Here is a 23,334-nt window from a genome sequence, read left to right on the forward strand (position 1 = left end):
GGGCGGGTGGACGAGGCCAGGCACACCGGGCAGGCGCGGGTCGAGATCGAGGGCCTGTGGGTCCGGTTCGGCGCCGTGGCCGCCGTACGCGGGATCGACCTGAGCGCCGAGGCGGGCCGGGCGACCGCGCTGCTGGGACGCAACGGCGCCGGCAAGTCCACCACCATGCGCGTGCTGGCCGGGGTGATCCCACCCACCGAGGGCCGCGTCGAGGTCGACGGGATCGACGTCGGCCGGGACCCGCTGGCGGTGAAGCGGCGTACCGGCTACTGCCCCGACGTCGGCGGCCTGGTTCCGCGGGCGACCCCGTGGGAGCACCTCCAGCTCGCCGCGCGCCTGCGCCGGCTCGAGGGCTGGGAGGCCCGCGCCCACGACCTCCTCGAGCGCTTCGAGCTCGGCGACGCGGCCCACCGGGTCACCTCGGGGTTCAGCCACGGCATGGGCCGGCGGCTCTCGGTCATCCTGGCCACCTTCCACGAACCCTCCGTCCTCCTGCTCGACGAGCCGTTCGACGGCGTCGACCCGCTGGGGGTGGAGGCCACCCTCGAGGTGATCGCCGACGCGCGGGCCCGGGGCGCCGCCGTACTCGTCTCGACGCACCTGCGCGACCTCGCGATGGAGGCCTGCGAGAACGCGCTCGTCCTGCGAGGCGGGTCGACCGTCGCCGCGCTGAGCGCCGCGGAGCTCGTCGGTGAGGAGGGCGCCGGTGTCTACCGCGCTCTCCTGGACTGAGCTGCGCACCAGCCGCGAGGACCTCGCCGCGGTCCTGGCGTTCCGGCGCTCCGGGCTCTCGCGAACCGGACGTCAGCGGATGCGGTTGGCCGGCGGGCTCGTCGCGCTGCTCACCGTCCTGGTGGTGCTGGTCCCTGCCTACCTCGGCGGCGAGACCCCCCGCGAGCGCAGCGGCCAGATCCTGGCGGTCCTGCCCTCGCTGTCCCTGGGATTCCTCGTCCTGGCCGCCATCACCGCGGTCGCCTCGGCCGGCGGCCGCGAGATCATCCCCCGCGACCAGGCGGTGGCCTTCCCGGTCTCGGCCACCACCGACCACCTCGGCGCCCTCCTGCTCGCGCCGCTGAACATCGCCTGGATCGCCCAGGCCTGGGCGCTGCTCGGGATGACCTCCTACGCCCTGGGCCCGGAACGGTGGTGGGCCTACCTGCTGCCGGTGGTGCTGTGGATCCTCGCGGCGACCGCGCTGGCCCAGGTCGTGGGCTGGCTGGCCGAGGGCGTACGCCGCGGCCGGCACGGGATCGCGCTCTTCCGCGCGTTCGTGCTGGTGCTCGCCCTGTCCGCAGGCGCCCTCGTGGTCACCGGCCGGGTCACGTCCCTGCTCGACCGCAGCCCGACCCGGCGGATCCTCGAGCTCGTCCTGGACGGGCACGCCGCCCGGTGGACCGCGTGGTGGGCGGGGGTGCTCCCGCTGCTGGTCCTGGGTCTCGTGGCCGTGGTGCTGGGCGCGCTGCCCGCACGCTGGGCGCTGCACCGCCCCATGCGCGAGGAGCTGCGCCTGGAGTCCGGCCGGCATCCGGCCCGACGGCTGCCCGGTTCGGACTTCGCGATGACGCTGCGCATCGACCGGGCCGCGGTGTGGCGCTCGGTGCCGTTGCGCCGCGGGCTGATGGTGCTGGCGCTGATGCCCGGTGCGGTCGCGCTCGCCGGCGACCTCGAGTGGCAGATGCTGACGATCCTTCCCGGGTTGGTGGCCTCCGGTGCCGCGCTGCTCTTCGGGGTGAACACGTGGTGCCTGGACGGCAAGGGGGCGCTGTGGCGCGACAGCCTGCCGATCGGTCCGCGGACCGTCTTCTACGCCAAGGCCGTGGTGATGCTCGAGGTGCTGCTGTGCTCGGCGGCGGTCACGGTGGTGCTGGCCTCGCTGCGAGCCGGACGCCCGACGGCGGGGGAGGTGACCGCCCTGCTCTGCGCCACCGCCGTGGTCTCCGCCCAGGTGGTGGGCGCCGGGATGCGATGGAGCATCGCCCGGCCGTTCGCGGTCGATCTGCGCAGCGCCCGTGCCACGCCCGCACCACCGGTGGTGATGGCGGGGTACAGCACCAGGCTGGCCCTGGTGACGACGGTGACCGGGCTGATCTTCTCCGGCCTCGCGGAGCTCGACGACGTCCGCTACGCGCTGGCCGTCGCGGTGCTGATGGTGACCTGGTCCGGGTGGCGGCTGGAGCGCTCCGCCCAGCAGTGGCAGGATCCGGTGGTGCGGTCGCGGGTGGTGTCCGTCGTCTCCGGGGGCTAATACCACGACTTGTCCTGATTTACCTACCGTGACGTTCAACACATGTAGACCAGACGTGTCGGCAGCCGAGATGAAAGGGGCCTGATCAGCGGTGGTTGTGCCATCCTTCCGGGACTTGAGCGATCAAGTCTCTATCTATGGGGGAACCATGAACAAGATCATCGCTGGCGGATCCATCGCCCTCGTGACCGGCTTGACCACGTTCGGCCTCGTCGGGACGGCCAATGCCGACACCTACGTCGCTGGCCCCAAGCCGCCGGGTGCAGTGACGCCTCCCACCGTGGTCTCGCCCCCCAAGTTCAACACCCAGGTCTCGCCGCCCGCCGCGACGAGCACTGTCGACTCCTCGGTCGCCGGCGCTCTGCCCAGCACCGGTGGTCCCGACGGCACGGTCCTCGCGGGTGGCGTCCTGCTGCTCGCCGCCGGTGGTGCAGCCGTGGTGGTTGCCCGTCGCCGCCAGACCAGCTGACAACCTTTGGCTGAAGACGTCGAGGCCCGGGACGAGCGCGCCCCGGGCCCTTCGTCGCGCCCGAACCGCAAGCGGGTAGCGGCCCTCGTCTGCCTCGCCCTCCTGGGCGTGACGGTGGTCGTGTTCGCGTTCCAGGCGGCGCGCACGACTCTCGCCCTGCGGGAGGCGAAGGCCCAGGCGACCCGGGCGCAGACCGAGCTCACTGCCGGCGACCTCGACAGTGCCCGTCGTTCCCTGCGCGGCCTGCGGGAGAGCGCCGAGACCGCGCGCCGCTCCTCGGCCAACCCGCTGTGGGACCTCGCCTCCGCGCTCCCCCTCGTCGGAGGCAACGTCGAGGCCGTGCAGCTGATCGCCTCGGCCCTCGACGGCATCGCCGGTGACTCGCTCCCGGCCGCCCTCGAGGTCGTGGCCGACGCCCAGAAGGGCACCTTCCAGCAGCGGGACGGTCGCGTCGACCTCGCCGAGGTACGCCGGGTCACCCCGGCCCTGACCGGGGCCGCGGACCGCATCGCGACCGAGAACCGCCGGCTGGCCTCCCTGGAGCCGCGACGGCTGGTCTCGCCCCTGCGTGGACCGGCCACCGAGCTGCGGCTGCGGATGGCCGACCTGGACCGGGCGATGGGGTCGGCGGCCTCCGTGGCCGGGGTGCTGCCGGCGATGCTCGGCGGCGACGGGGCCCGCAACTACGTGCTCGTGGCCCAGAACACCGCCGAGCTGCGTGCCACCGGAGGCCTGCCGGGGGCGCTGTCGATCATCAGCGCCCGCGACGGGAAGCTGCACCAGGGCTTCCGTGGCTCGGCGGCGGACTTCCCGATCCTGACCAAGCCGGTGCTGCCGGTCATCGGCGACGAGCGGGACCTCTACGGCCCCGACCTCGGCCTCGACATCCGCCAGACGAACCAGACCCCGGACTTCCCCCGGGCCGCCGAGCTGATCAGCGCGATGGTCTCCCGCGAACGTGGGATCAAGGTGGACGGGGTCATCTCGGTGGACCCGATCGCGCTCTCCCAGATCCTGGAGGTCACCGGCCCGATCGAGGTGGGTGGCGAGAAGTTCACCGCCGGCAACGTGGTGGCCAAGGTGCTCCACGAGGCCTACAAGCGGCTGCCTGACCCCGAGACCCAGAACGCGTACTTCGCCGCCGCCAGCGGGTCGATCTTCGACGCGCTGATCAACGGCCGTGGCGACGTACCGTCCCTCGTCCGGGGGGTCTCCGCCGCGGCCCAGGACCGCCGGTTCCTGGTGTGGAGCCGGCACCAGGCCGAGCAGCGGGTCCTCGAGCGGGGCAACGTCTCGGGCCGGCTGCCGATCGACACCGGGCCGGACCCCCAGGTCGGGATGTACCTCAACGACTACTCGGTCGCGAAGATCAACTACTTCCTCGACTACGGCGGCCAGCTCGAGGCCGTGAGCTGCGCCCCCGACCGCAGCCAGCGACTGGTGGCCAGGATGCAGCTGACCTCCTCGGTGCCGCAGCCGGTCTCCCAGCTCTCCGACTACATCGCCGGGACCGGGACGGTGGCGCCGAAGGGGACCAACAGCCTCTTCCTGCGGATCTACGCCCCGCTGGGCGGGAAGCTCACCGCGATCAGCGTCGACGGACGCGCGGCGGAGGTCGATCCCGGCAAGCACCACGGCCGCGAGGTGTGGACCGTTCGTCTCCAGATCCCGCCGGGCAAGAAGTCCGAGGTGCTGGTCGAGCTGCAGACCCGGCCGGGCCAGGCAGGCAACCCCGTCCTGGAGTGGACGCCCGGAATGCGCCGGACGATCAACGCATTCGGCGCCAAGAGCGCCTGCATCTGAACCCCCATTGGTGGGTATGGTCCTGAACATGGACTTCGCCCCCTCACCGCGTGCCGCAGAACTCATCGAGCTGGTCTCCGCGTTCGTCACCGACGAGATCGAGCCGGTCACCGAGGAGTACCACCGGCAGGTGAGCGAGGCAGCCGCTGGCGGGACCTGGGCGGAGTCCCCGATCATGGGGGAGCTGCGGGCCAAGGCGCGTGCGCAGGGGCTGTGGAACCTGTTCCTGCCCGTGGAGCACACCGGCCACTACGCCGAGAAGTACGGCACCCACGGCGGTGAGGGTCTCTCGAACACCGACTACGCCCCGCTGGCCGAGCAGATGGGCCGGGCGACGTTCCTGGCGCCGTACGTCTTCAACTGCAACGCGCCGGACACCGGCAACATGGAGGTGCTGCTCAAGTACGGCACCGACGCGCAGAAGTCCGAGTGGCTCGAGCCGCTGCTGGACGGCCAGATCCGGTCCGCGTTCACGATGACCGAGCCCGGGGTCGCCTCCTCCGACGCCACCAACATGGAGGCCACCGCCGTCGTGGACGGCGACGAGGTCGTGATCAACGGCAGCAAGTGGTGGTCGACCGGCGTGGGTCACCCGGACTGCAAGATCTTCATCTTCATGGGGCTCTCGGACCCCGAGGCGGACCGTCACCACCGGCACACGATGGTGCTCGTCCCGCGGGACACCCCCGGGGTCAAGGTGGAGCGGCTGCTGTCCACCATGAACATCTACGACGAGCCCGTGGGCCACGGTGAGGTCAGCTTCGACGACGTCCGCGTGCCCAAGGACAACATCCTGCTCGGCGAGGGCCGGGCGTTCGAGATCGCCCAGGGGCGCCTCGGGCCGGGCCGGGTGCACCACTGCATGCGGCTGATCGGACAGGCCGAGATGGCGCTCGAGCTGGCGATCAAGCGCGGGCTGTCCCGCTCCGCCTTCGGCAAGCCGCTGGTCAACCTCGGCGGCAACCGGGAGCGGATCGCGGATGCCCGGATCGCGATCGACCAGGCCCGGCTGCTGGTGCTCAACGCCGCCTGGAAGCTCGACGTCGGCGGCCCGCTGAACGCCGCCAGCGAGGTCAGCCAGATCAAGGTGATCGTGCCCAACGTCGCCCAGCAGGTCATCGACATGGCGATCCAGCTGCACGGCGGCGGCGGGCTGTCCAACGACGTCCCGCTCTCGGCGATGTGGACCAACGCGCGGGCGCTGCGCCTGGCCGACGGCCCCGACGAGGTGCACCGCGGCGTCGTCGCCCGGCTCGAGATCGCGAAGCACCAGTGAGGGTCCTCGTCACCGGAGGTTCCTCCGGACTGGGTCAGTCGCTCGCGGCTGCGTTCCTGGCGCGCGGCGATGACGTGCTGGTGGGGGACCTGAACGAGCCGGACCCTCTAGGTGGTCGAGCAGCGAGCGACGCTTCTTCGGTGGTCGAGCAGCGAGCGCCAGCGAGCGATGCCCCTTCGGTGGTCGAGCAGCGAGCGCCAGCGAGCGAACAGCCGAGACCCGACTACGTCCGCCTCGACGTGCGCTCCGACGAGGACTGGGCCGCGGCGCTCGCCTGGGTCGAGGAGCACTGGGGCGGTCTCGACGTGCTGGTGAACAACGCCGGTGTGGCCGGGGGCGGCCGCCTCGACGTCGCCACGATGGACGAGTGGCAGTGGATCACCGAGATCAACCTGTTCGGGGTCGTCCGCGGGACCCGTACGTTCACGCCGATGTTCAAGCGGCAGGGCGCGGGCCACATCGTCAACGTCGCCTCGCTCGCCGGTCTGGTGCACCCGGCCGGGATGGGCTCCTACAACGCGGTGAAGGCAGCCGTGGTGGCGCTCAGCGAGACGACCGGCCACGAGCTCGCGGAGTACGGCGTCCGCTGCTCGGTGGTGTGCCCGTCGTACTTCAGGACGCGGCTGATCGAGAACATGCAGGGCGCCGACACCGCCGTCGGCCAGATGATCGGTGGGCTCGTCTCGAAGGCCCCGCTGGGTCCCGACGACATCGCCGCGGCGGTGCTCGACGGGATGGAGCGCGGCGAGGAGCTGATCATCCCCGACGAGGCGGCCCGCTCGGCCTACGAGCTGAAGCGGACCGACCGGGCGGCGTACGACCAGGTGATGCGCAAGCAGGCCAAGCGACTCAACGCGATGGGTGGAGAAGTGACGTGAGCCAGATCGAGGGCGCAGATGATGTGCGCGAAGAGGACAGCTTCGACGTGGACGCGGTCCGCGCGTGGCTGGCCGAGCAGGGCACCGAGCTGGGGCCCGACGTCGAGGTGCGGCAGTTCGGCGGCGGAGCCTCCAACCTGACCTATTCGCTGCGGGACGGGTCGCACGACCTGATCCTGCGGCGGCCGCCGAGCGGGCAGAAGGCCAAGGGCGCCCACGACATGGAGCGCGAGTTCCGGATCCAGGACGGGCTCGCCGGCGTCTTCCCGCTGGTGCCGAAGATGGTGGCGCTGTGCGAGGACGAGTCGGTGATCGGCGCGCAGTTCTACGTGATGCAGCGCGTCGACGGGATCATCCCGCGACGCGACTTCCCGCCCGGCGTCGAGCTCGACGAGAAGCAGGCGCGGACCTTGTGCACCAACGCCCTCGACGTGCTGATCGACCTGCACGGCATCGACGTCGACTCCACGCCGCTGGCGGCGATGAACAAGGGGGAGGGGTACGTCGAGCGGCAGATCTCCGGGTGGTCGCGGCGCTTCCGCGACGCCCACACCGAGGACATCGGCGACTACGAGACCGTGATGGCCTGGCTCGACGAGCACCAGCCCAAGGACGTCGCCAGCTGCCTGATCCACAACGACTTCCGCTTCGACAACCTCGTGCTCGACCGCGACGACCCCACCCGCCCGGTGGGGGTCCTCGACTGGGAGATGGCCACCGTCGGCGACCCGTTGATGGACCTCGGCGGGACCCTGGCCTACTGGGTCCAGGACGACGACGAGGAGTTCTTCCGGATGTTCCGGCGGCAGCCCAGCAACCTGCCCGGGATGCTGTCGCGGGCCGAGGTGGTGGACTACTACTGCGAGCGCACGGGCTACTCCCTGACGCCCGAGCAGTGGCGCTTCTACGAGGTCTACGGGCTGTTCCGGCTCGGGGTGATCGCCCAGCAGATCTACTACCGCTACTTCCACAAGCAGACCACCAATGAGGCCTATGCGGTCTTCGGTCCGGCGGCCAACCACCTCGAGCAGCGCTGCAACGCGATCATCGGCGGCTCGCAGTAGTGGGTCAGCTGCTGCTCGTGCGGCACGGCCAGGCGTCCTGGGGATCCGACGACTACGACGTGCTCTCGGAGACCGGCTGGGAGCAGGCACGGTTGCTGGGCAAGTCCCTGGCCGCGCGCGGGATCGTCCCTGACGTCGCGATCGTGGGCGGGATGCGCCGGCACCGGGAGACCGCGCAGGCCTGCCTCGGTGAGCTCTCCGCCTCGGTGGAGACCGCGGTTGACCCCGACTGGGACGAGTTCGACCACGTCTCCATGCTGGGCAAGCTGAAGGCCCCCTTCGAGGGACGCTCGCCGACGAAGGCGGAGTTCCAGGAGTGGTTCGAGGCGGCCACCGACCGCTGGACCGGTGGGGAGTACGACCACGACTACACCGAGTCGTTCACCGACTTCTCCGGTCGGGTCGATGCGGCGTTGCGGCGTACGGCGGAACAGGTCGGGTCCGGCACCGCGCTGGTGTTCAGCAGCGGGGGACCGATCGCCTGGGCCACCGCCGCGCTGCTGTCCGCCGACCCCACGATGGCCCGCCAGCTGTGGCGCCGGCTGAACCCCGTCTGCGTGAACTCAGGCCTCACCCGCCTGGTCACCGGCCGCCGCGGCACCACGATGGTCAGCTTCAACGAGCACGGTCACCTCGACGGCGTACCCGAGGTCCTGACCTACCGCTGAGAATCGGGTAGTCCGAGACAGTCCCGTCGTCAAACTGGTCGATCGGGAACGGAAACGTCTCGGACTATCCCGCCGGGGCGGGCGCCGACTCGCTGGTACGCCGCTCCGGCTGGTTCGCCGCGGGGATCTTCCGGGGCCACCAGAACTTGTCACCGAGGATCAGCGCGAGCGCGGGGACGAGGACGGTGCGGACCAGCAGGGTGTCCAGGAGTACGCCGATGCAGATCACCACGCCGACCTGGGCGAGCACGACCAGCGGGAGCACGCCGAGCACCGCGAACACCGCGGCGAGCAGGATGCCGGCGCTGGTGATCACGCCACCGGTCGCGGCGAGCGCCCGGAGCATGCCCTCCCGGGAGCCGTGCCCCGGTGTCTCCTCCCAGGCTCTGGTGACCAGGAAGATGTTGTAGTCCACGCCGAGGGCCACGAGGAACAGGAACGAGTACAGCGGGGTCGCCTGGTCGAGCGCACTGAAGTCGAAGACGTACTTGAAGATCCACCACCCTGCGCCCAGCGCGGCGACGTAGGTCGCGAGCACGGTCAGCACCAGCAGGACGGGGGCAACGATCGAGCGCAGGAGCAGCAGCAGTGCCCCGAGCACCAGGCCCAGCACGATCGGGAAGATCAGCCATCGGTCACGCGCGGAGGCGTCGGCGAGGTCGAGGCTCTCACCCGCCGTACCTCCGACATAGCTCTTTCCGTCGACCTCGGCGAGGGCGTCGCGCATCCGTTCCACGGTCGCCCGGGCGGCAGCGCTGTCGGCCGGGTCCTCGAGCACCACGTTGAGCTCGGTGTAGCCGTTGCCCTCCGCGCCCTGGCGGGAGCTGGCGACGCCGTTGAGGTCCTGCAGCGCGGCGTTGGCCTCCTTGGGCGAGTCGGTCATCACGACGGTGGGGTCCGAGCTGCCGGCGGGGAAGTAGTCCGAGAGCCGCTCCGCGGCGCTGATCGCCTCGGGCTTCTGCAAGAACTGCTCGGCCTCGGGCAGCCCGATCTTGGTGTCGACCAGCCCGAGGGAGAGCACGGCGATCACGGCGAGCGTGCCGGAGGCGAAGACGGCGGGGCGGGAGGCCACCGCGTCGCCGACCCGGCGCCAGAACGTGCGGCCCTCGGCCAGGGACTTGGATCCCACGCGCGGGGCCTTGGGCCAGAACACCCAGCGGCCGAAGAGGACGAGGGTCGCCGGGAGCGCGACGAGCGCGAAGGTGAGGGCGGTCAGGATGCCGACGGCGCAGGCGATGCCGAGGCCGCGGGTGTTCGGGGTCAGCGAGAGGGCGAGGGTGAGTACGCCGACCACGACCGTGGTGGCGCTGGCGAGCACGGGTTCCGCCGTACGCCGCAGGGCCAGCCGCATCGCCTCGTAGCGGTCCTCATGGGTGCCGAGCTCGTCGCGGTAGCGGGATATCAGCAACAGGGCGTAGTTCGTCCCGGCGCCGAAGACCAGCACCGAGAGGATGCCGGTGACCGAGCCGTCGAAGGGGATGTCGAGCCAGGTCAGGACCCGGGTGGCGAAGACCGAGGCCACCTGGTCGGCGATGCCCACCACGGTCAGGGGGATCAGCCACAGCACCGGGCTGCGGTAGGTGATCACCAGCAGCAGCGCCACCACGGACGCGGTAGCGGTGAGCAGGCGGAAGTTCGCTCCGTCGAAGACCGCGGAGAGGTCGGACTGGACCGCGGCGGGACCGGTGACCTCGGCCCGGATGCCCTTGGGTGCCTCGTCGTCGAGTGTCTTGCGGAGCTTCTCGACCGGGGTGGAGAGCTGGTTGCCGCCCTTGGCGTCGATGGACACGATGCTGATCGCCGCTGCCTTGTCCTCGCTGGGCAGCAGCGGCGGTCCCTCGGGGCCGGAGACCTTCTTGATGTCGAGGTCGGAGATCAGCTTGGCCAGCTCGCCGAGCTGCTGCTGGTCGAGCGGGGAGTCGCCGCCCTTGGTCTGGGTGAACAGCACCACCGCGGTGGAGCCGTCCTCCTCCGGCAACTGGTCGCGCAACTGGGCCGCGCGGGTGCTGTCGTAGCCGCGGGGGAGCTGGTCGTCGACGGCGGTGGCGTTGTCGAGCGACCCGACGCCCACGATCATCATGATGCCGAAGCCGAGCAGGAGGATGCTGACGAGGGCGCTGGCGCGGCCGACGATCAGCCGTCGAAGCTTCGACATGGGTTACACTCCTGAGACCGTTAACTTGATTAGTAACTAAGTGAGCAATCTAGTGACAGAACCTAGCATGGAGTACCCGACGGGGTCCAACGGTTCCGGCGCGCCCGCACAGGTCGAGCAGAGCTCGACCCTCAAGGCGCTGCACCAGCTGACCACTCTGTCCGCGCAGGTGGCGCCGAACGTGGCCCGTCGCGCCTCCCTGACGCACAACGAGCTGCGCGCCCTCGAGCTCCTCATCGACGAGCCGCTCGGTCCGGGCCAGCTGGCCCGCCTGCTCGGCGTGAGCTCCGCGGCGGCGTCCGGGATCATCGACCGCCTCGAGGCACGTGGGCACGCGCAGCGCGCCTCGCACGCCAGCGACGGGCGGCGTACGTCGGTCACGCTGAGCCAGAGCGGCCGGATGGAGGTCGTCAGCCACCTGATGCCGATGTTCCGTGAGCTCGCCGTACTCGACGCCTCCCTCTCCGACGAGGAGCGTGAGGCCGTGGACCGGTTCCTGGCCGGCGCGATCCGGGCCCTGCGCGCGGTGCTCTGACTCGACGCCCGGGTAGTCCGAGACGATTCCGCTCCGAATTGTCCGTTCGCACGACGGAAACGTCTCGGACTATCCGAAACGGTGGCCCCATAGGGACGGCGAGGACCAGGGGTTGGCAGGATGCCTGCATGGCTGAACCAAAGCGCAAGACGGTCCTGATCACCGGCGCGAGCAGCGGGCTGGGGGCGGAGATGGCGCGGCAGCTGGCAGCCCTGGGACACGACCTGGCCCTGTGTGCGCGCCGGGTCGAGAAGCTGGAGCTGCTGAAGGCGGAGATCTCCGCCGCTCACCCGGACCGCCGGGTGGAGATCCGCACGCTCGACGTCAACGACGACGACCAGGTCTTCGAGGTGTTCCGCGCGTTCAAGACCGACTTCGGCACCATCGACCGGGTGATCATCAACGCCGGTCTCGGCAAGGGCGCTCCGCTGGGCACCGGCCGGTACGACGCCAACAAGGAGACCGCGATGACCAACTTCGTCGCGGCGCTCGCGCAGTCCGAGGCGGCGATGGAGATCTTCCGCGAGCAGAACGCCGGCCACTTCGTGATGATCAGCTCGATGTCGGCGATGCGCGGCATGCCGAAGTCCATGACGACGTACGCCGCGACGAAGGCCGGCGCGGCCCACATCGCCGAGGGACTGCGCAACGAGCTGTACGGCAAGCCGATCAAGGTGACCGTGCTCTACCCGGGCTACATCTCCTCGGAGATGAACGACCAGGTCGACCCGGCGAAGGTCCGCGGCATGGTGAGCACCGAGGTCGGCGTACGCGCCATGGTCGACGCGATCGAGAAGGAGAAGGACTCCGCCTGCGTCCCGCCCCTGCCCTGGAGCCCGCTGAGCGTCGTGATGAAGCACGCCCCGCTCCCGGTGCTCAAGCGCCTCATGTGACCGACCCGCCGACACGTCGCAACTGAAAGCTCAAACCCCGCCGAGACGTCACATCTGAAAAGTCTTCTCTTTCAGATGTGACGTCTCGGCGCATCCTGGCCTTTCAGTTGTGACGTGTCGGCGGGGCCTCGGCGGATCAGGCGGGGGTGATCGGGAGGCTCATCCGGGGTTCGAACGCGAAGGTCGCGCCGGTGCTGAACTTCGTGACCGCGACCTCGCCGGCTTCCCGGGCCGGAGTCTCGCCACCGATGACCTCCAGGGACCACTCGGACGGCGAGCCAGTCACCACCACGTCGTACGACGGGTCAACCGCCCGGACCAGCGCCTGGAGCGGGCGCAGCTCGACGGAGCCGTCGGAGAGCGCACCGACCAGCGTGATCCAGCCGCCGTCCTCGTGGGCGGGCGAGACCACGACGACGCCCCCTGAGAGCGAGACATAGGCAGCCGGGTTGAACAGCGGGTGCAGCGAAAGCACCTGGCGGGCCCCCTCCAGATCAGAGGAGAGCCCGAGCGCCCGATGGATCCGCCCGGCCGCCACCCCGGCGATCCCGGTGAGCTGTTTTACGCAGATCTCCCGCGCCTCCGAAGCAGGCAGCCGCAGGCTCACCGCCCGGACGAAGCCGAGGTTGAGCAGGTGCATCTGCAAGCAGACCTCGTCGGCGAGCCGGGCCAGGGCCGAGTGCGAGAACTCCGCGAAGTCGAGGTCGGAGAGCAGCGGACCGGCGTACGACGGCATCCCGGGCGAGGCCGGGTCGATCGGCGCCAGCGGCAGGGTGGCCGCCCGCGACGAATTAAGAGCCACGCACCCCGAAGAGAAGGCGACCGGCTCGTGCGACTCGTCGATCACCACCGTCCACGCACAGTGCGGCCCCTCGGTCGAAGCCCGCGGCGGCCGGTGGATCGGCCGCACCTGCGCCCTTGCGTTGGTGGCCACCGCGGTCGCGTCGAACGTCGGGTCCTCGATGTCGTGGCACATCGTGCGCACGAACTCCGGCCCCATCGGCTCCACGTCCATCAGCGCCCCGCAGTGCGCGAGCTCGAAGCGCCCGTGCCACGGATCCTCCACGGTGTAACGGAAGTCCATGAACTGCGGCGGCGCCCCGATGTCGAGCTGCAGCCCCTTGAAGATGGTCACCACGTCGTCGCCGACGAAGTCCAGCGCGCGCTGCATCCGCCGGGTGTAGATCGGCGAGGCCGCCATCCACTCCTCGATCGCGATCTCGCCCATCGCCTCGCGGCCCAGCGCGGAGATGCACCACGCCATCCCCGACCGGTCGATCAGCTGCCCGATCAGCAGCAGCTCCGGCACCAGGACCGCGAGCTCCTCACGGGTCAGGTCCGCGAAGCGACCAGGCACGGGCGCGCTCACGAGGAGACCGAGTACGCCGTGCCCCGCTCCTGCCGCTCCCACACGGGGTCGGAGAACTCAAGCCCCTGCTTGACCAGCTCGCGCTTGAGCACCTTGTTGGTCGCGGTGCTTGGCAGCTCGGTGGCGATCCGCACGTAGCGCGGCCACCCCTTGGTGGAGAGGTCCTGCTGCTCGGAGAGGAACTTCTCGAACTCTGGCGGGTCGAGCAGCGGGTCGTCGAGCAGCACGAGCGCGGCGACGAGCTGGTCGCCCACGCGCGGGTCGGGTACGGCGTACACCGCGGCCCGGCTGATCGCGGGGTGGCGCATCAGCACCTGCTCGATCATCCCGGCGGCGAGGTTCTCCCCGTCCACGCGCAGCCAGTCCGAGGTGCGCCCGGCGAGGAAGACGTAGCCGTTCTCGTCGCGGTAGGCGAGGTCGCCGGACCAGAACATCCCGCCGTCGAGGCGCTCCGCGGTGGCCTGCTCGTCGTTGTAGTAGCCGCCGAAGTAGCCGCCGCCGGTGGTGTTCACCAGCTGCCCGACCGCCTCGTCGAGGTTGGTCACCATCCCGAACTCGTCGAAGACCGCGCGCGGGCACTCGGTGCGGGTCTCCCGGTCGTAGACCGCGACGCCCTCGAACGGCGTCCCGATCGAGCCGGGCGGGTCGTCGTCGCCGCGGGTGATGATCACCGCGGTCTCGGTGGAGCCGAACCCGTCCCAGACCTGGCAGTCGAACCGCTCCGCGAAGGCGCCGATGTCGCGGTCGGAGGCCTCGTTGCCGAAGGCGTACTTCAGCGGGTTGTCCGCGTCGTCGTCCTTCGGCGGAGTCTCCAGCAGGTAGGCGAGCGGCTTGCCGACGTAGTTCATGTAGGTCACGTTGTGGCGGCGTACGTCGGGCAGGAACCGCGTCGCGCTGAACTTGCGCGCGAGCACCATCGTGGCGCCGCTGGCGATCGCCACCGCGTAGCCGGACAGCACCGCGTTGGAGTGGAACAGCGGCATCGAGAGGTAGCACGCGTCCTCGGAGGTGAGCCCGAACTTGTCCACCAGCATCGCGCCGGCGAAGACCGTGATCAGGTTGGAGACCTGCACCGCCTTGGGCGCCCCGCTGGTGCCGCTGGTGAAGATCAGCATGAACGTGTCCATGGTCTCGACCTCGCGCGGGTCGCGCACCGGGCCGGCGCCGTCGGCGACCAGCGAGCGCCACTCCTCGCCGTCGACGTTGACCACGCGTACGCCGGACAGGTCGAGCCCCTCGAGCAGCGGCAGGTGCTGGTCGTCGGTGAGCAGCACCTGGCAGTCGGCCCGCAGCACGTCGGTGCGCAGCCCTTCGCCGCGCCGGGTCAGGTTGATCCCCGCGGTGACGTGGCCGCCCATTGCCCCGGACGCCAGCGCGAGCGCCATCTCGTCGGTGTTCTCCAGGAGCACGCCGACGTGTCGCACCCGGTCGTCGTCCATCAGCCCGGCGAGTGCGTTGGCGCGGGCACTGGCGTCGGCGACGTACTCGCGCCACGACCAGCTCCGGTCCTCGAAGACCATCCCGGGGGAGTCGTCCTCGGCCCTGGCGCGAAGCAGCTTCTGCACGGTGTCGCTCATTTTGTCCCCTGTCCGATCACGGTCTCGACGATGCTGTTCATCCGCGCGGCCACGGGCCAGCCGGCGTAGTGGGCCAGGAAGACGACGCTCTCCCGCAGTGCCTCCGCGTCCAGCTCCCCGGCGCGCTGAGCGGCGCCGAGCTGGATCTCGAGCACGTCGGTGGCGCCCTGCGCCGCGAGCATGCCGATCAGCAGCAGCCGGCGGTCGCGCGTCTCCAGGCCGGGACGGCTCCAGATGTCGGCGAACAGGTGGTCGGCGGTGAGGCCGAAGAAGTCGCCCGGCCCGTCCTGGAACTCCCAGCCGTAGACCTCGCTCATCTTCTCCAGACCGCGCTTGCGGCGGTCCTCGGGCGTTTCGTCAGTCATGGGTGCCTTTCGGGGTGAGTCCGAGAGCGGGTCGCAGGTGGGTGAGGGCGTGCTGGGCCAGGGGTACGTCGACCCCGAGCTGGTCGGCGAGCTCGATCGCGAAGCCGAGGTCCTTCTCTCCGAGCGCCGAGACGTGGTCGAAGACCCCGTGCCAGAAGTCGTCGGCAGCGATCGGGGCCGTCGTGCGACGGTGCATGATCGCGCCGGGACCGCCGGTGATCGCATCCGTGTGCCGGACCACCTCGCCCAGCGCGACCAGGTCGAGCCCCGCGGCCTCGGCGAGCCGCTGGGCCTCGGTGACGGCGGTGAACGAGACGAAGTGCAGCAGGTTGCGGGCCAGCTTCATCTGGGTGCCGGCGCCGATCGGTCCGGCGTGCACCACCCGGGTGCCGATCAGCGCGAACGTCTCCTCGCACGCGGCGAACGCCTCGTCGGCGCCGCCGACCAGGATCGCCAGGGTGCCGTCGGCCGCGCCCATCGCGCCGCCGCTGACGGGTGCGTCCACGAGGAGTACGCCGTGCCGGGCCGCCTCCTTCGCCAGCTCGGCCGGGGTTCCGGGGGCGACCGTGGAGTGGATCGCGACGGTCAGCGTCCCCTCGGGGCGGTCGGCGCCCAGGATCTCGGCCAGGACCTCGCGGACCTGGTCGTCGTCGCGGACCATCACGCAGACCAGGTCCACCTCGGCGGCCAGCTCCGCGAGGCTGGAGGCCACGTTGGCACCGGCCTTCTCGAGCTCGGCGAGTGGCTCCGGCATAACGTCGTACACCCAGAGCGGGATGGGGCCGGTCGCCAGGCGCAGCGCCATCGGCTTGCCGATGTTGCCGAGCCCGACGAAACCGACGCCCCTCACCGAAAGACCTGTCCGCCGTCGACGTTGACGATCTGGCCGGTGATCCAGGAGGCCTCGTCGGAGAGCAGGAACAGGCAGGCGCCGACCATGTCGTCGGTGGTGCCCATCCGCTTGAGTGCCATCGACTTGACGAGCTCCTTGCTCGCACCGCCGGCCTGCTTGCGGGTGGCCTCGGTGTCGGTCGGCCCGGGGGCGATCGCGTTGACGCGGATGTTCATCCCGCCGAGCTCGTGGGCGAGCTGCTGGGTGAGGCCGTTGATGCCGACCTTGGCCAGCGCGTAGAACCCGGCATAGAGCCAGGCCGCGGTGGAGCTCTGGTTGACGATCGCGCCGCCGCCGCGGGCCTGCATGTGCCCGTAGACGGCGCGGGTCACCACCAGGGCGCCGTCCATGTTCACCGACATGAACTTGCGGTAGTAGTCCCAGTCCACGGTGACCAGCAGGTCGAAGGCCATCTCGCCGTAGATCGCGGCGTTGTTGACCAGCAGGTCGATCCCGCCGAGCTCCTCGACCACGCGGTCGGCCATCGCCTTGGCGGACTCGTGCGAGGACACGTCGGTCTCGACGAAGATCGCGCGCCCGCCGTCGGCGACGATCGAGTCAGCCACGTCCTTGCCCTTCGGGCTCAGGTCCGCGACCACCACGGCCGCCCCCTGGGCGGCAAGCCCGCGGGCGTACGCCTCCCCGATCCCCTGCGCGGCCCCGGTGACGATGGCCACCTTGTTCTCGAACCTCATCTTGCTTCTCCTTGTCGGCTCGGTCACGGGCTCACACACCCTCTGCGATCAGCTTGGTCTCGAGGTACTCCTCGAAGCCGGCGAGACCCATCTCCCGGCCGATGCCGGACTGCTTGTAGCCACCGAACGGCGCGTCCGGGGCGAACCACACGCCACCGTTGATCGCGAGCGTCCCGGTGCGGATCCGGTTGGCGACCGCGCGTGCGCGCTCGGCCGAGCCGGAGTCCACGGACCCGGAGAGCCCGTAGTCGGAGTCGTTGGCGAGCCGGACGGCGTCGTCGTCGCCGTCGTGGGGGAGTACGACGAGCACGGGCCCGAAGATCTCCTCGCGCGCGACGCGGGACTCCGGCGAGAGGTCGGCGATCACGGTCGGCTCGACCCAGAACCCGTCCTGGTCGATCACGTTGCCTCCGGTGGCGAACCGGCCGCCGTCCTGCTCGGCGAGCTCGAGGTAGCCCGCGATCCGCTGTCGCTGGGCGGCGTTGATCACCGGGCCGCAGATCGTGCCGGGGTCGGTCGGGTCCTTCGCGCCGATCATCGCCATCGTGTCGGCGGCGACCTGCACGGCCTCGTCGTACCTCTCGCGCGGGACCAGCAGCCGGGTGGTGAGCGCGCAGCCCTGGCCGGCGTGCATGCACACCGCGAAGGCCACGCCACCGACGGCGGAGGCGAGGTCGGCGTCGTCGAGCACGATCGCGGCGGACTTGCCGCCGAGCTCGAGGAAGACCTTCTTCAGCGTGGGCGCCGCAGCGGCCATGATCGCGCGGCCGGTCGCGGTGGAGCCGGTGAACGAGACCAGGTCGACGCGCGGGTCGGTCGCGAGCACCGCGGCGACGGTGTTGTCGCGCGGGGTGACCACGTTGAGCACGCCGGGCGGCAGGTCGGTGAGCTCGACGGCGAGGCGGCCGAGCTCGGCGGCGACCCACGGGGTGTCCGGGGCCGGCTTGAGCACGACGGTGTTGCCGGCGAGCAGCGCCGGGCCGATCTTGGCGAGGTTGATCTGGTTGGGGAAGTTCCACGGGGTGATCGCGGCGACCACGCCGATCGCCTCGCGGCGCAGCGTGCGCTGCGACTTCATCCCCATCGGCTTGGCGACACCGAGGTCGGTCTCCCACGCATAGCTCTCCGCGAGGTCGGCCATCCAGGTCAGGCCGCTGACCGGCACGTCGTACTGCGGGCCCGCGGTGAGGAACGCCGGGGCGCCGACCTCGGCCGTGGTGAGCGCACGCATCGACTCCGCGTTGTCCACCAGCGCCTGGTGCAGCTGTCGCACGCAGCGCACCCGCAGCTCCACGTCGGTCGACCAGTCGGTCTCGTCGAAGGCGCGCCGAGCGGCGTCGATGGCGGCGTCCACGTCCGCGGCGGTGGCGTCGGGCGCGACCCCGATCTCCAGCCCGGTGGCCGGGTTGAAGATCGGGTACGTCGCCCCGTCGGACGCCTCGACCAGCTTCCCGTCGATCAGCAACCGCGCCTCGGGAGCCAAACGCTGATCGAGCTTGTCGAGATCACTCATCCCCGACCACCGGAGGCCACACGGTCGACGGCAGGTCAGCATGCCGGTAGTGCCCCGGCTGCTCGATCCCCTTGAGGTGCATCCGGTCGATCAGCCCTTTGGGTGCCTTGCCGGAGCCGGCGATCTCCAGGAACGTGTGTCCGGTCGAGCCGAGGTCGAACCAGTCGCGCTGCCAGGCGAAGTGCAGGCCGCCTTCGCCGTTCTCACCCAGGCCGAACCAGGAGCCGCCGATCCCGCGGATCTCGTACTCCTTGCCGGTGGCGTCGTCGATGATCCCGGCGCGCTGTTTCCAGAAACCGACGACCATCCCGTTGGACTCGTCCATCACGGTCGCGGCGTAGTCGTAGTGCCACCCGTCGAGCCCGGCCATCTCGGTGCCGAGCGCGTAGGCGCGGATCTCCTCGCGGCCCATCGCCATGAAGTGCTCGTCAGGGGTGTACATCCACCCGTAGGTGGCGTCCTCGGCGTAGTGGTCGGCGAGCTTGCTCCAGTCGCGTCGCTCCTCGGCCTCCCTGTTGGCAGCCAGCCACCCGTCCCAGAACTCCTGCATCTGCGCGCGGTCCATCAGCTCTCCTCCATGCTCAGGGCCATGGCCGGGCAGTAGCGCACGGCCAGATTGACGTTGTCTCGCTCGGACTCGTCGGGGTTCTCTTGGAGTACGACGACCTTGTCGGCGGCCTCGTCGAACTCGAAGACCTCGGGCGCCTCGGTGACGCAGACCTGGTGCCCCTGGCACAGGTCGAGGTCGGCGACTGCTCTCACGAGGCGTCTCCGTGGGGGAACGGGCACCCCGCGGCCTCGGGGTCCTGCTCGGAGGCAGCCGGGCCGATGCGATTCACCGCGGCCCCACTGGCGGTCGAGCTTGTCGAGACCCGGCGGCGATACCGCACCCGGCACGGCTGCTCGAGCTGGATCACCATCTTGGTGCAGTCGTCGCGGTAGTCCTCGCTGGGCTGGGCCATCTCGAACTCCCAGTCGCGCAGCATCACCGAGAAGATCGCCTTGAGCTGCATCATCGCGAACGCGTTGCCGACGCAGCGGTGCCGACCGGCGCCGAACGGGATCCAGGTCCACCGGTTGGCGAGGTCCTCCTGGCGCGGGTCGAGGTAGCGCCCGGGGTCGAAGGCGTCGGGGTCGGGGAAGTCCTCCGCGATCCGGTTGGAGACCTTGGGGGTGGCACCGACCATGGTGCCGACCGGGACGGTGTGCCCACCGATCTCGAACTCCTGCTGGGCCACCCGCAGCAGCAGGATCAGCGGCGGGTGCAGCCGCAGGGTCTCCTTGAGCGAGGCCTCCAGGCGGGGGATCTCGCGCAGCGCCTGGAAGGAGACCTCCGAGCCGTCGGCGTACAGCGCGTCCAGCTCCCCGATCACCTCGGTCATCAGGTCGGGGTGGCGCAGCAGCTCGATCATCGTCCACGCCGCGGTGCCCGAGCTGGTGTGGTGCCCGGCGAACATCATCGAGATGAACATCCCGGTGATCTCGCTGGCGGAGAAGTGCTGGCTGCCGTCGTCGTCCTTCAGCGAGATGAGTACGTCGAGCAGGTCGCGGTCGGCCTTCGCCGGGACGGGTTCGCCCAGCCTCTCGGTGATGATCTCCTGGACCAGCTCCACCAGCGATTCCCGAGCCGCGTCGCGCTTGCGGAAGGACTCGATGTCGGCGTACGCGTCGACGAAGGCCAACGCATCGGTGCCGCGCTCGAGGTCGTGGTAGTGGCTGGCAAACCTGGCGTCGATCTGCTCGCGGAAGCGCTTGCCGATCAGGCACGCGGAGGTGGTGTAGATGGTCAGCTCGGCGAAGAAGTCGAGCAGGTCGATCTCACCCTCGTCCGACCAGCCGGCGACCATCCGGCGGATCTCGGCCTCGATGGTGGTGGCGTGCCCGCGCATCTGCTCACCGCGCAGCGACTGGTTCTTCAGCATCTCCTGGCGGCGCTCGGGGGAGGCGTCGAAGACCACGCCCTCACCGAAGATCGGCGTCATGAACGGGTACGCCGCGGCCTGGTCGAGCACGTCGTCGGGGGCCCGGAAGAACGCCTCGTTGACCTCCGCGCCGCTGACCAGGACCACGTCCTTGTCGACGAGGCGGAACCTGCCGACGTCGCCGCACTCCTCGCGCACCCGGTTGAGCAGCGCGATCGGGTCGGTGCGCAGCTCCTGGAGGTGCCCGTGCGGGTCGTCGGGGAAGAGCGCTGACACCTCGCGGATGTCGTCGGTGGTGGGGCCGGTCGCGGTCCCTGTTGCTGGGGGGGTCATCGTTCCTCCACCCGGTCGGTGACCGGTGCCTCGGGGGTTACTTCGATCAGGTTCAGGTGCACGCCGCGCGGGGCGCCGACGATGGTGGCGATGGCGTTGGCCAGGGCCTCGGGCTTGAGGAAGTGCGGGTGTCGCGCGAAGCCGAACCGCACCCACTGCTCGATCACCTCGGCGGCGTCCGCGTCGTCCCAGGTGGTGCCCATCTCGCTCCAGGTGGGCCCGGGACGAACGACGCTGGCGCGGACGCCGGTGCCCTCGAGCTCCATCTGCATCGCGCCGACGAGCCCTTCGAGGCCCCACTTGCTCGCGGCGTACGCCGCCATGAACGGACGTGGCCGCACGGCGACGTCGGAGGAGACGAACACGATGTCGCCGCGCTGACGTTGGACCATGCCGGGGACGAAGGCCCGCACCAGCCGGTGTGCCCCGAGAAGGTTGAGGTCGAGCTCTTCGCGGATCCGCTCGGTCTCGATCTCGTGGATCGTGCCGGGCCCGACGGCGCCGGCGTTGGAGACCACGACCTCGACGTCGCCGAGGTCCGCGGTCACGCCGGCGGCGAACTTCGCCACCGAGTCCTCGTCGGTGAGGTCGAGCGGGTGCGCGACGGCCTCACCGCCGTTCTCCCGGATGCGGGCAGCGATCTCCTCGCACTTCTCCACCCGGCGAGCGCCGAGGGCAACGGGGTGACCGGCCGCGGCGAGCGCGATCGCCGTGGCGGCGCCGATGCCGGAGGAGGCGCCGGTGACGACGGCTGGCCGACGTGTGGGCTGGTCGTACTTGCCCATCAGCGGACCTCGACCTTCACTGGCAGCGCCGCGAAGCCGCGGACGTTGGCGGAGTAGAACCGGGTGGCGTTGTCGCGGTCGGCCTCGATCGTGCGCACCCGGCGGACCACCTCGCGCAGGGCGACCTGCGACTCCAGCCGGGCGAGGTTGGCGCCGAGGCAGAAGTGCCGGCCGCCGCCGAAGCTGAGGATCTGGCGCAGCTCGGCGTCGGGGCGGTGGAGGTCGAAGGTCTCCGGGTCGGTGAACACCCGGTCGTCGCGGTTGGCCGAGCCCAGGCAGAACAGCAGCTTCGACCCGGCTGGCGCGGTCTTGCCGTGCAGGGTGAGGTCGGCGGTCAGGTGCCGGGCGAGCAGCTGGGTGGAGGTGTCGTGGCGCAGGGTCTCCTCGACCCAGCGGTCCACCAGGTCGCCCTCGGCGCGTCCGTCGGCGAAGACCTCGGCGAGCTGGTCGGGGTGCGCGGTGAGGTGGTACATCGCGTTGCCGAGCAGCTTGGTGGTGGTCTCGTTGCCGGCCACGACCATCAGGAACAGGAACGCGATGATCTCCTGGTCGGTCATCTTGTCGCCCCCGTCCTCGGCGCCGAGCAGCGCGCTGGTGAGGTCGTCGGCCGGGTGCTTCTTGTGGTCCTCGAGCAGGTCGGCGTAGTAGCCGAAGAGCGTCATCGCGGCCTCGATGCCCTCGGGCGGCACGTCGCGCAGGCCGGGCTCGCGGTGCACGAGGAGGTCCGCCAGGCGGCGTACCTCGTCGCGGTCGGCCTCCGGCACCCCGAGCATCTCCGAGATGACGTCCATCGGCAGCTTGCCGGCGAAGTCGTGGATCCAGTCGAACTCGGGGTTCTCCAGCGCCTGGTCGAGGTAGGTGTCGGTGATCCGCTGGATCTGCGGCTCCAGCCCGGCGACCCGCTTGGGGGTGAACCCCTTGGAGACGAGCTTGCGCAGCCGGGTCTGCTCGGGCGGGTCCATCGCCAGGAACGACATCGTGTGGTGCGCGTACGGCGACCAGGCCGTCGCGTCGAGCGAGACCCCCATCGCGTTGGAGTAGATGCCGTCGGTGCGCACCGCCTTGTGCACGTCGGCGTGCCGCGACATCACCCAGAAGTCGTGCTCCTCGTTGTGGTGCAGCGGGTCCTCGTCGCGCAGCCGCCGGTAGACCGGGTAGGGGTCGTCCTGGAGCGCGTAGTCGTAGGGGTCGAAGACGAGCCTCTCGCTGACAGGTGCGCTCATCGCCGCCTACTTCGTCTCGGTGGGGGAGTCGTGGCCGGCCATGATCACGGCGACGACGTCGTCGAGCCGGTCGGCGAGCTCGGGGTAGGTGAAGATCCCCATGCCGGTCTGCAGCAGGGCTCCGGAGAACGCCATCAGCAGCGCCTCCAGGACGCGCGGGTCCACGGGATCACCGATGGCGGCGCGGAACCGGTCGGCGAAGATCGCGCCGATCCGCAGCCGCAGTTGGTCGACCGAGTTGTCACTGCCGAGCAGGCTCTTGGTCGCAGCGGCCGCCAGCGGGGGTGCGCTGGCGATCGTCTCCGCGAGGTGCCGCGTGGTCTCCTGCAACCGCCGAGTGGCGGTGTCCCCGGTGAGCGTCGGCCCCCCGGTCTCGGTGAGGTGGCGCCAGAACAGCTCGGCGATCAGGTGGTCGCGGGAGGCGAAGTAGTTGTACGCCGTCGCCGCCGACACCCCCGCCCGCGCCGCGACGGTCCGGATCGTCAGCGCCTCGTCCCCGGACTCGTCCAGCTCCTGCCGTGCCGCCTCGAGCAACTTGTCCAGCGTCTCGACCTGCCGCGAACCCAGCTCACGCCGGGACGGGTTGGACACTTGGCTGGACACCTGTCCAACCTAGAACGTGTTCTCGTTTCTTGGCAAGGATTTCCGGGAGGTGGTGTCGGCCCCGCCCTTCC

23 protein-coding genes are annotated in these 23,334 nt (G+C 70.5%); 10 read left to right on the top strand and 13 right to left on the bottom strand.

The genetic code is table 11. The features are described 5' to 3' along the window. The first annotated feature begins 6 nt into the window (after positions 1-6). The 8 genes from AC4BGB_RS12550 (at position 7) to AC4BGB_RS12585 (ending at position 8,403) form a co-directional block, all read left to right on the top strand. A complete protein-coding gene (locus AC4BGB_RS12550; protein ID WP_490547207.1) occupies positions 7-732 on the top strand; it encodes an ABC transporter ATP-binding protein in 726 nt (241 codons plus the stop codon). Further along, positions 707-2,245, top strand: a complete 1,539-nt coding sequence (locus AC4BGB_RS12555; RefSeq protein WP_490547208.1) for a hypothetical protein — start codon at positions 707-709, stop codon at positions 2,243-2,245. Before AC4BGB_RS12550 ends, AC4BGB_RS12555 begins: the two co-directional genes overlap by 26 nt. Positions 2,246-2,393: 148 nt before the next feature. Beyond that, positions 2,394-2,714: an LPXTG cell wall anchor domain-containing protein gene (locus AC4BGB_RS12560; protein ID WP_490547209.1), complete on the top strand. Its 321-nt coding sequence runs from the start codon at positions 2,394-2,396 to the stop codon at positions 2,712-2,714. Positions 2,715-2,720: 6 nt separating this feature from the next. Further along, on the top strand, positions 2,721-4,517 hold the full coding sequence (locus AC4BGB_RS12565) for a DUF4012 domain-containing protein (RefSeq protein WP_490547210.1): 1,797 nt from the start codon (positions 2,721-2,723) through the stop codon (positions 4,515-4,517). Between the two features lie 28 nt (positions 4,518-4,545). Then, positions 4,546-5,793: an acyl-CoA dehydrogenase family protein gene (locus tag AC4BGB_RS12570; RefSeq protein WP_490547212.1), complete on the top strand. Its 1,248-nt coding sequence runs from the start codon at positions 4,546-4,548 to the stop codon at positions 5,791-5,793. Continuing rightward, the gene (locus AC4BGB_RS12575; RefSeq protein WP_490547213.1) at positions 5,790-6,671 is read left to right on the top strand and encodes an SDR family NAD(P)-dependent oxidoreductase; all 882 of its coding nucleotides are present in this window, start codon (positions 5,790-5,792) and stop codon (positions 6,669-6,671) included. Before AC4BGB_RS12570 ends, AC4BGB_RS12575 begins: the two co-directional genes overlap by 4 nt. Then, positions 6,668-7,735 carry a phosphotransferase family protein gene (locus AC4BGB_RS12580; RefSeq protein WP_490547214.1) on the top strand — a complete coding sequence of 356 codons (1,068 nt, stop codon included), beginning with the start codon at positions 6,668-6,670 and terminating at the stop codon, positions 7,733-7,735. The genes AC4BGB_RS12575 and AC4BGB_RS12580 overlap by 4 nt, the downstream gene beginning before the upstream one ends. Further along, a complete protein-coding gene (locus tag AC4BGB_RS12585) occupies positions 7,735-8,403 on the top strand; it encodes a histidine phosphatase family protein (protein WP_490547215.1) in 669 nt (222 codons plus the stop codon). The genes AC4BGB_RS12580 and AC4BGB_RS12585 overlap by 1 nt, the downstream gene beginning before the upstream one ends. Positions 8,404-8,467: 64 nt before the next feature. On the opposite strand, the gene AC4BGB_RS12590 is transcribed toward AC4BGB_RS12585, so the two are convergent. Then, the gene (locus AC4BGB_RS12590; protein ID WP_490547216.1) at positions 8,468-10,558 is read right to left on the bottom strand and encodes an MMPL family transporter; all 2,091 of its coding nucleotides are present in this window, start codon (positions 10,556-10,558) and stop codon (positions 8,468-8,470) included. Between the two features lie 67 nt (positions 10,559-10,625). On the opposite strand from AC4BGB_RS12590, the gene AC4BGB_RS12595 reads away from it, so the two are divergent. Together AC4BGB_RS12595 and AC4BGB_RS12600 are read left to right on the top strand one after the other, a co-directional pair. Beyond that, a complete protein-coding gene (locus tag AC4BGB_RS12595) occupies positions 10,626-11,093 on the top strand; it encodes a MarR family winged helix-turn-helix transcriptional regulator (RefSeq protein WP_490547217.1) in 468 nt (155 codons plus the stop codon). A 128-nt stretch (positions 11,094-11,221) separates the two neighbouring features. Beyond that, the gene (locus AC4BGB_RS12600; RefSeq protein ID WP_490547218.1) at positions 11,222-11,986 is read left to right on the top strand and encodes an SDR family oxidoreductase; all 765 of its coding nucleotides are present in this window, start codon (positions 11,222-11,224) and stop codon (positions 11,984-11,986) included. A 136-nt stretch (positions 11,987-12,122) separates the two neighbouring features. Here the strand turns inward: AC4BGB_RS12600 and AC4BGB_RS12605 are convergent, their stop codons facing one another. From AC4BGB_RS12605 to AC4BGB_RS12660, 12 genes are read right to left on the bottom strand one after another with little or no spacing between them, the layout of a single operon-like run. Beyond that, on the bottom strand, positions 12,123-13,355 hold the full coding sequence (locus tag AC4BGB_RS12605) for a hypothetical protein (RefSeq protein WP_490547219.1): 1,233 nt from the start codon (positions 13,353-13,355) through the stop codon (positions 12,123-12,125). Beyond that, entirely contained in the window at positions 13,352-14,932 is a 1,581-nt protein-coding gene (locus tag AC4BGB_RS12610) for an AMP-binding protein (RefSeq protein ID WP_490547220.1), read from the bottom strand. The genes AC4BGB_RS12605 and AC4BGB_RS12610 overlap by 4 nt, the downstream gene beginning before the upstream one ends. After that, a complete protein-coding gene (locus AC4BGB_RS12615) occupies positions 14,929-15,297 on the bottom strand; it encodes a carboxymuconolactone decarboxylase family protein (RefSeq protein WP_490547221.1) in 369 nt (122 codons plus the stop codon). The genes AC4BGB_RS12610 and AC4BGB_RS12615 overlap by 4 nt, the downstream gene beginning before the upstream one ends. Then, on the bottom strand, positions 15,290-16,147 hold the full coding sequence (locus AC4BGB_RS12620) for an NAD(P)-dependent oxidoreductase (RefSeq protein WP_490547222.1): 858 nt from the start codon (positions 16,145-16,147) through the stop codon (positions 15,290-15,292). Before AC4BGB_RS12620 ends, AC4BGB_RS12615 begins: the two co-directional genes overlap by 8 nt. Further along, positions 16,144-16,884 carry an SDR family oxidoreductase gene (locus AC4BGB_RS12625; protein ID WP_490547223.1) on the bottom strand — a complete coding sequence of 247 codons (741 nt, stop codon included), beginning with the start codon at positions 16,882-16,884 and terminating at the stop codon, positions 16,144-16,146. The genes AC4BGB_RS12620 and AC4BGB_RS12625 overlap by 4 nt, the downstream gene beginning before the upstream one ends. 31 nt (positions 16,885-16,915) lie before the next feature. Further along, positions 16,916-18,397: an aldehyde dehydrogenase gene (locus tag AC4BGB_RS12630; RefSeq protein WP_490547224.1), complete on the bottom strand. Its 1,482-nt coding sequence runs from the start codon at positions 18,395-18,397 to the stop codon at positions 16,916-16,918. Beyond that, a complete protein-coding gene (locus AC4BGB_RS12635; RefSeq protein ID WP_490547225.1) occupies positions 18,390-18,962 on the bottom strand; it encodes a nuclear transport factor 2 family protein in 573 nt (190 codons plus the stop codon). The genes AC4BGB_RS12630 and AC4BGB_RS12635 overlap by 8 nt, the downstream gene beginning before the upstream one ends. Continuing rightward, on the bottom strand, positions 18,962-19,159 hold the full coding sequence (locus tag AC4BGB_RS12640; RefSeq protein WP_490547226.1) for a ferredoxin: 198 nt from the start codon (positions 19,157-19,159) through the stop codon (positions 18,962-18,964). Before AC4BGB_RS12640 ends, AC4BGB_RS12635 begins: the two co-directional genes overlap by 1 nt. After that, the gene (locus AC4BGB_RS12645) at positions 19,156-20,652 is read right to left on the bottom strand and encodes a cytochrome P450 (protein WP_490547227.1); all 1,497 of its coding nucleotides are present in this window, start codon (positions 20,650-20,652) and stop codon (positions 19,156-19,158) included. Before AC4BGB_RS12645 ends, AC4BGB_RS12640 begins: the two co-directional genes overlap by 4 nt. Further along, a complete protein-coding gene (locus tag AC4BGB_RS12650) occupies positions 20,649-21,437 on the bottom strand; it encodes an SDR family oxidoreductase (protein WP_490547228.1) in 789 nt (262 codons plus the stop codon). Before AC4BGB_RS12650 ends, AC4BGB_RS12645 begins: the two co-directional genes overlap by 4 nt. Continuing rightward, on the bottom strand, positions 21,437-22,660 hold the full coding sequence (locus AC4BGB_RS12655; protein ID WP_490547229.1) for a cytochrome P450: 1,224 nt from the start codon (positions 22,658-22,660) through the stop codon (positions 21,437-21,439). Before AC4BGB_RS12655 ends, AC4BGB_RS12650 begins: the two co-directional genes overlap by 1 nt. A 6-nt stretch (positions 22,661-22,666) precedes the next feature. Further along, the gene (locus tag AC4BGB_RS12660; RefSeq protein ID WP_490547230.1) at positions 22,667-23,263 is read right to left on the bottom strand and encodes a TetR/AcrR family transcriptional regulator; all 597 of its coding nucleotides are present in this window, start codon (positions 23,261-23,263) and stop codon (positions 22,667-22,669) included. Positions 23,264-23,334: the final 71 nt, after the last annotated feature.

The sequence above is a fragment of the Nocardioides sp. Z30_9 genome, from assembly GCF_058215735.1.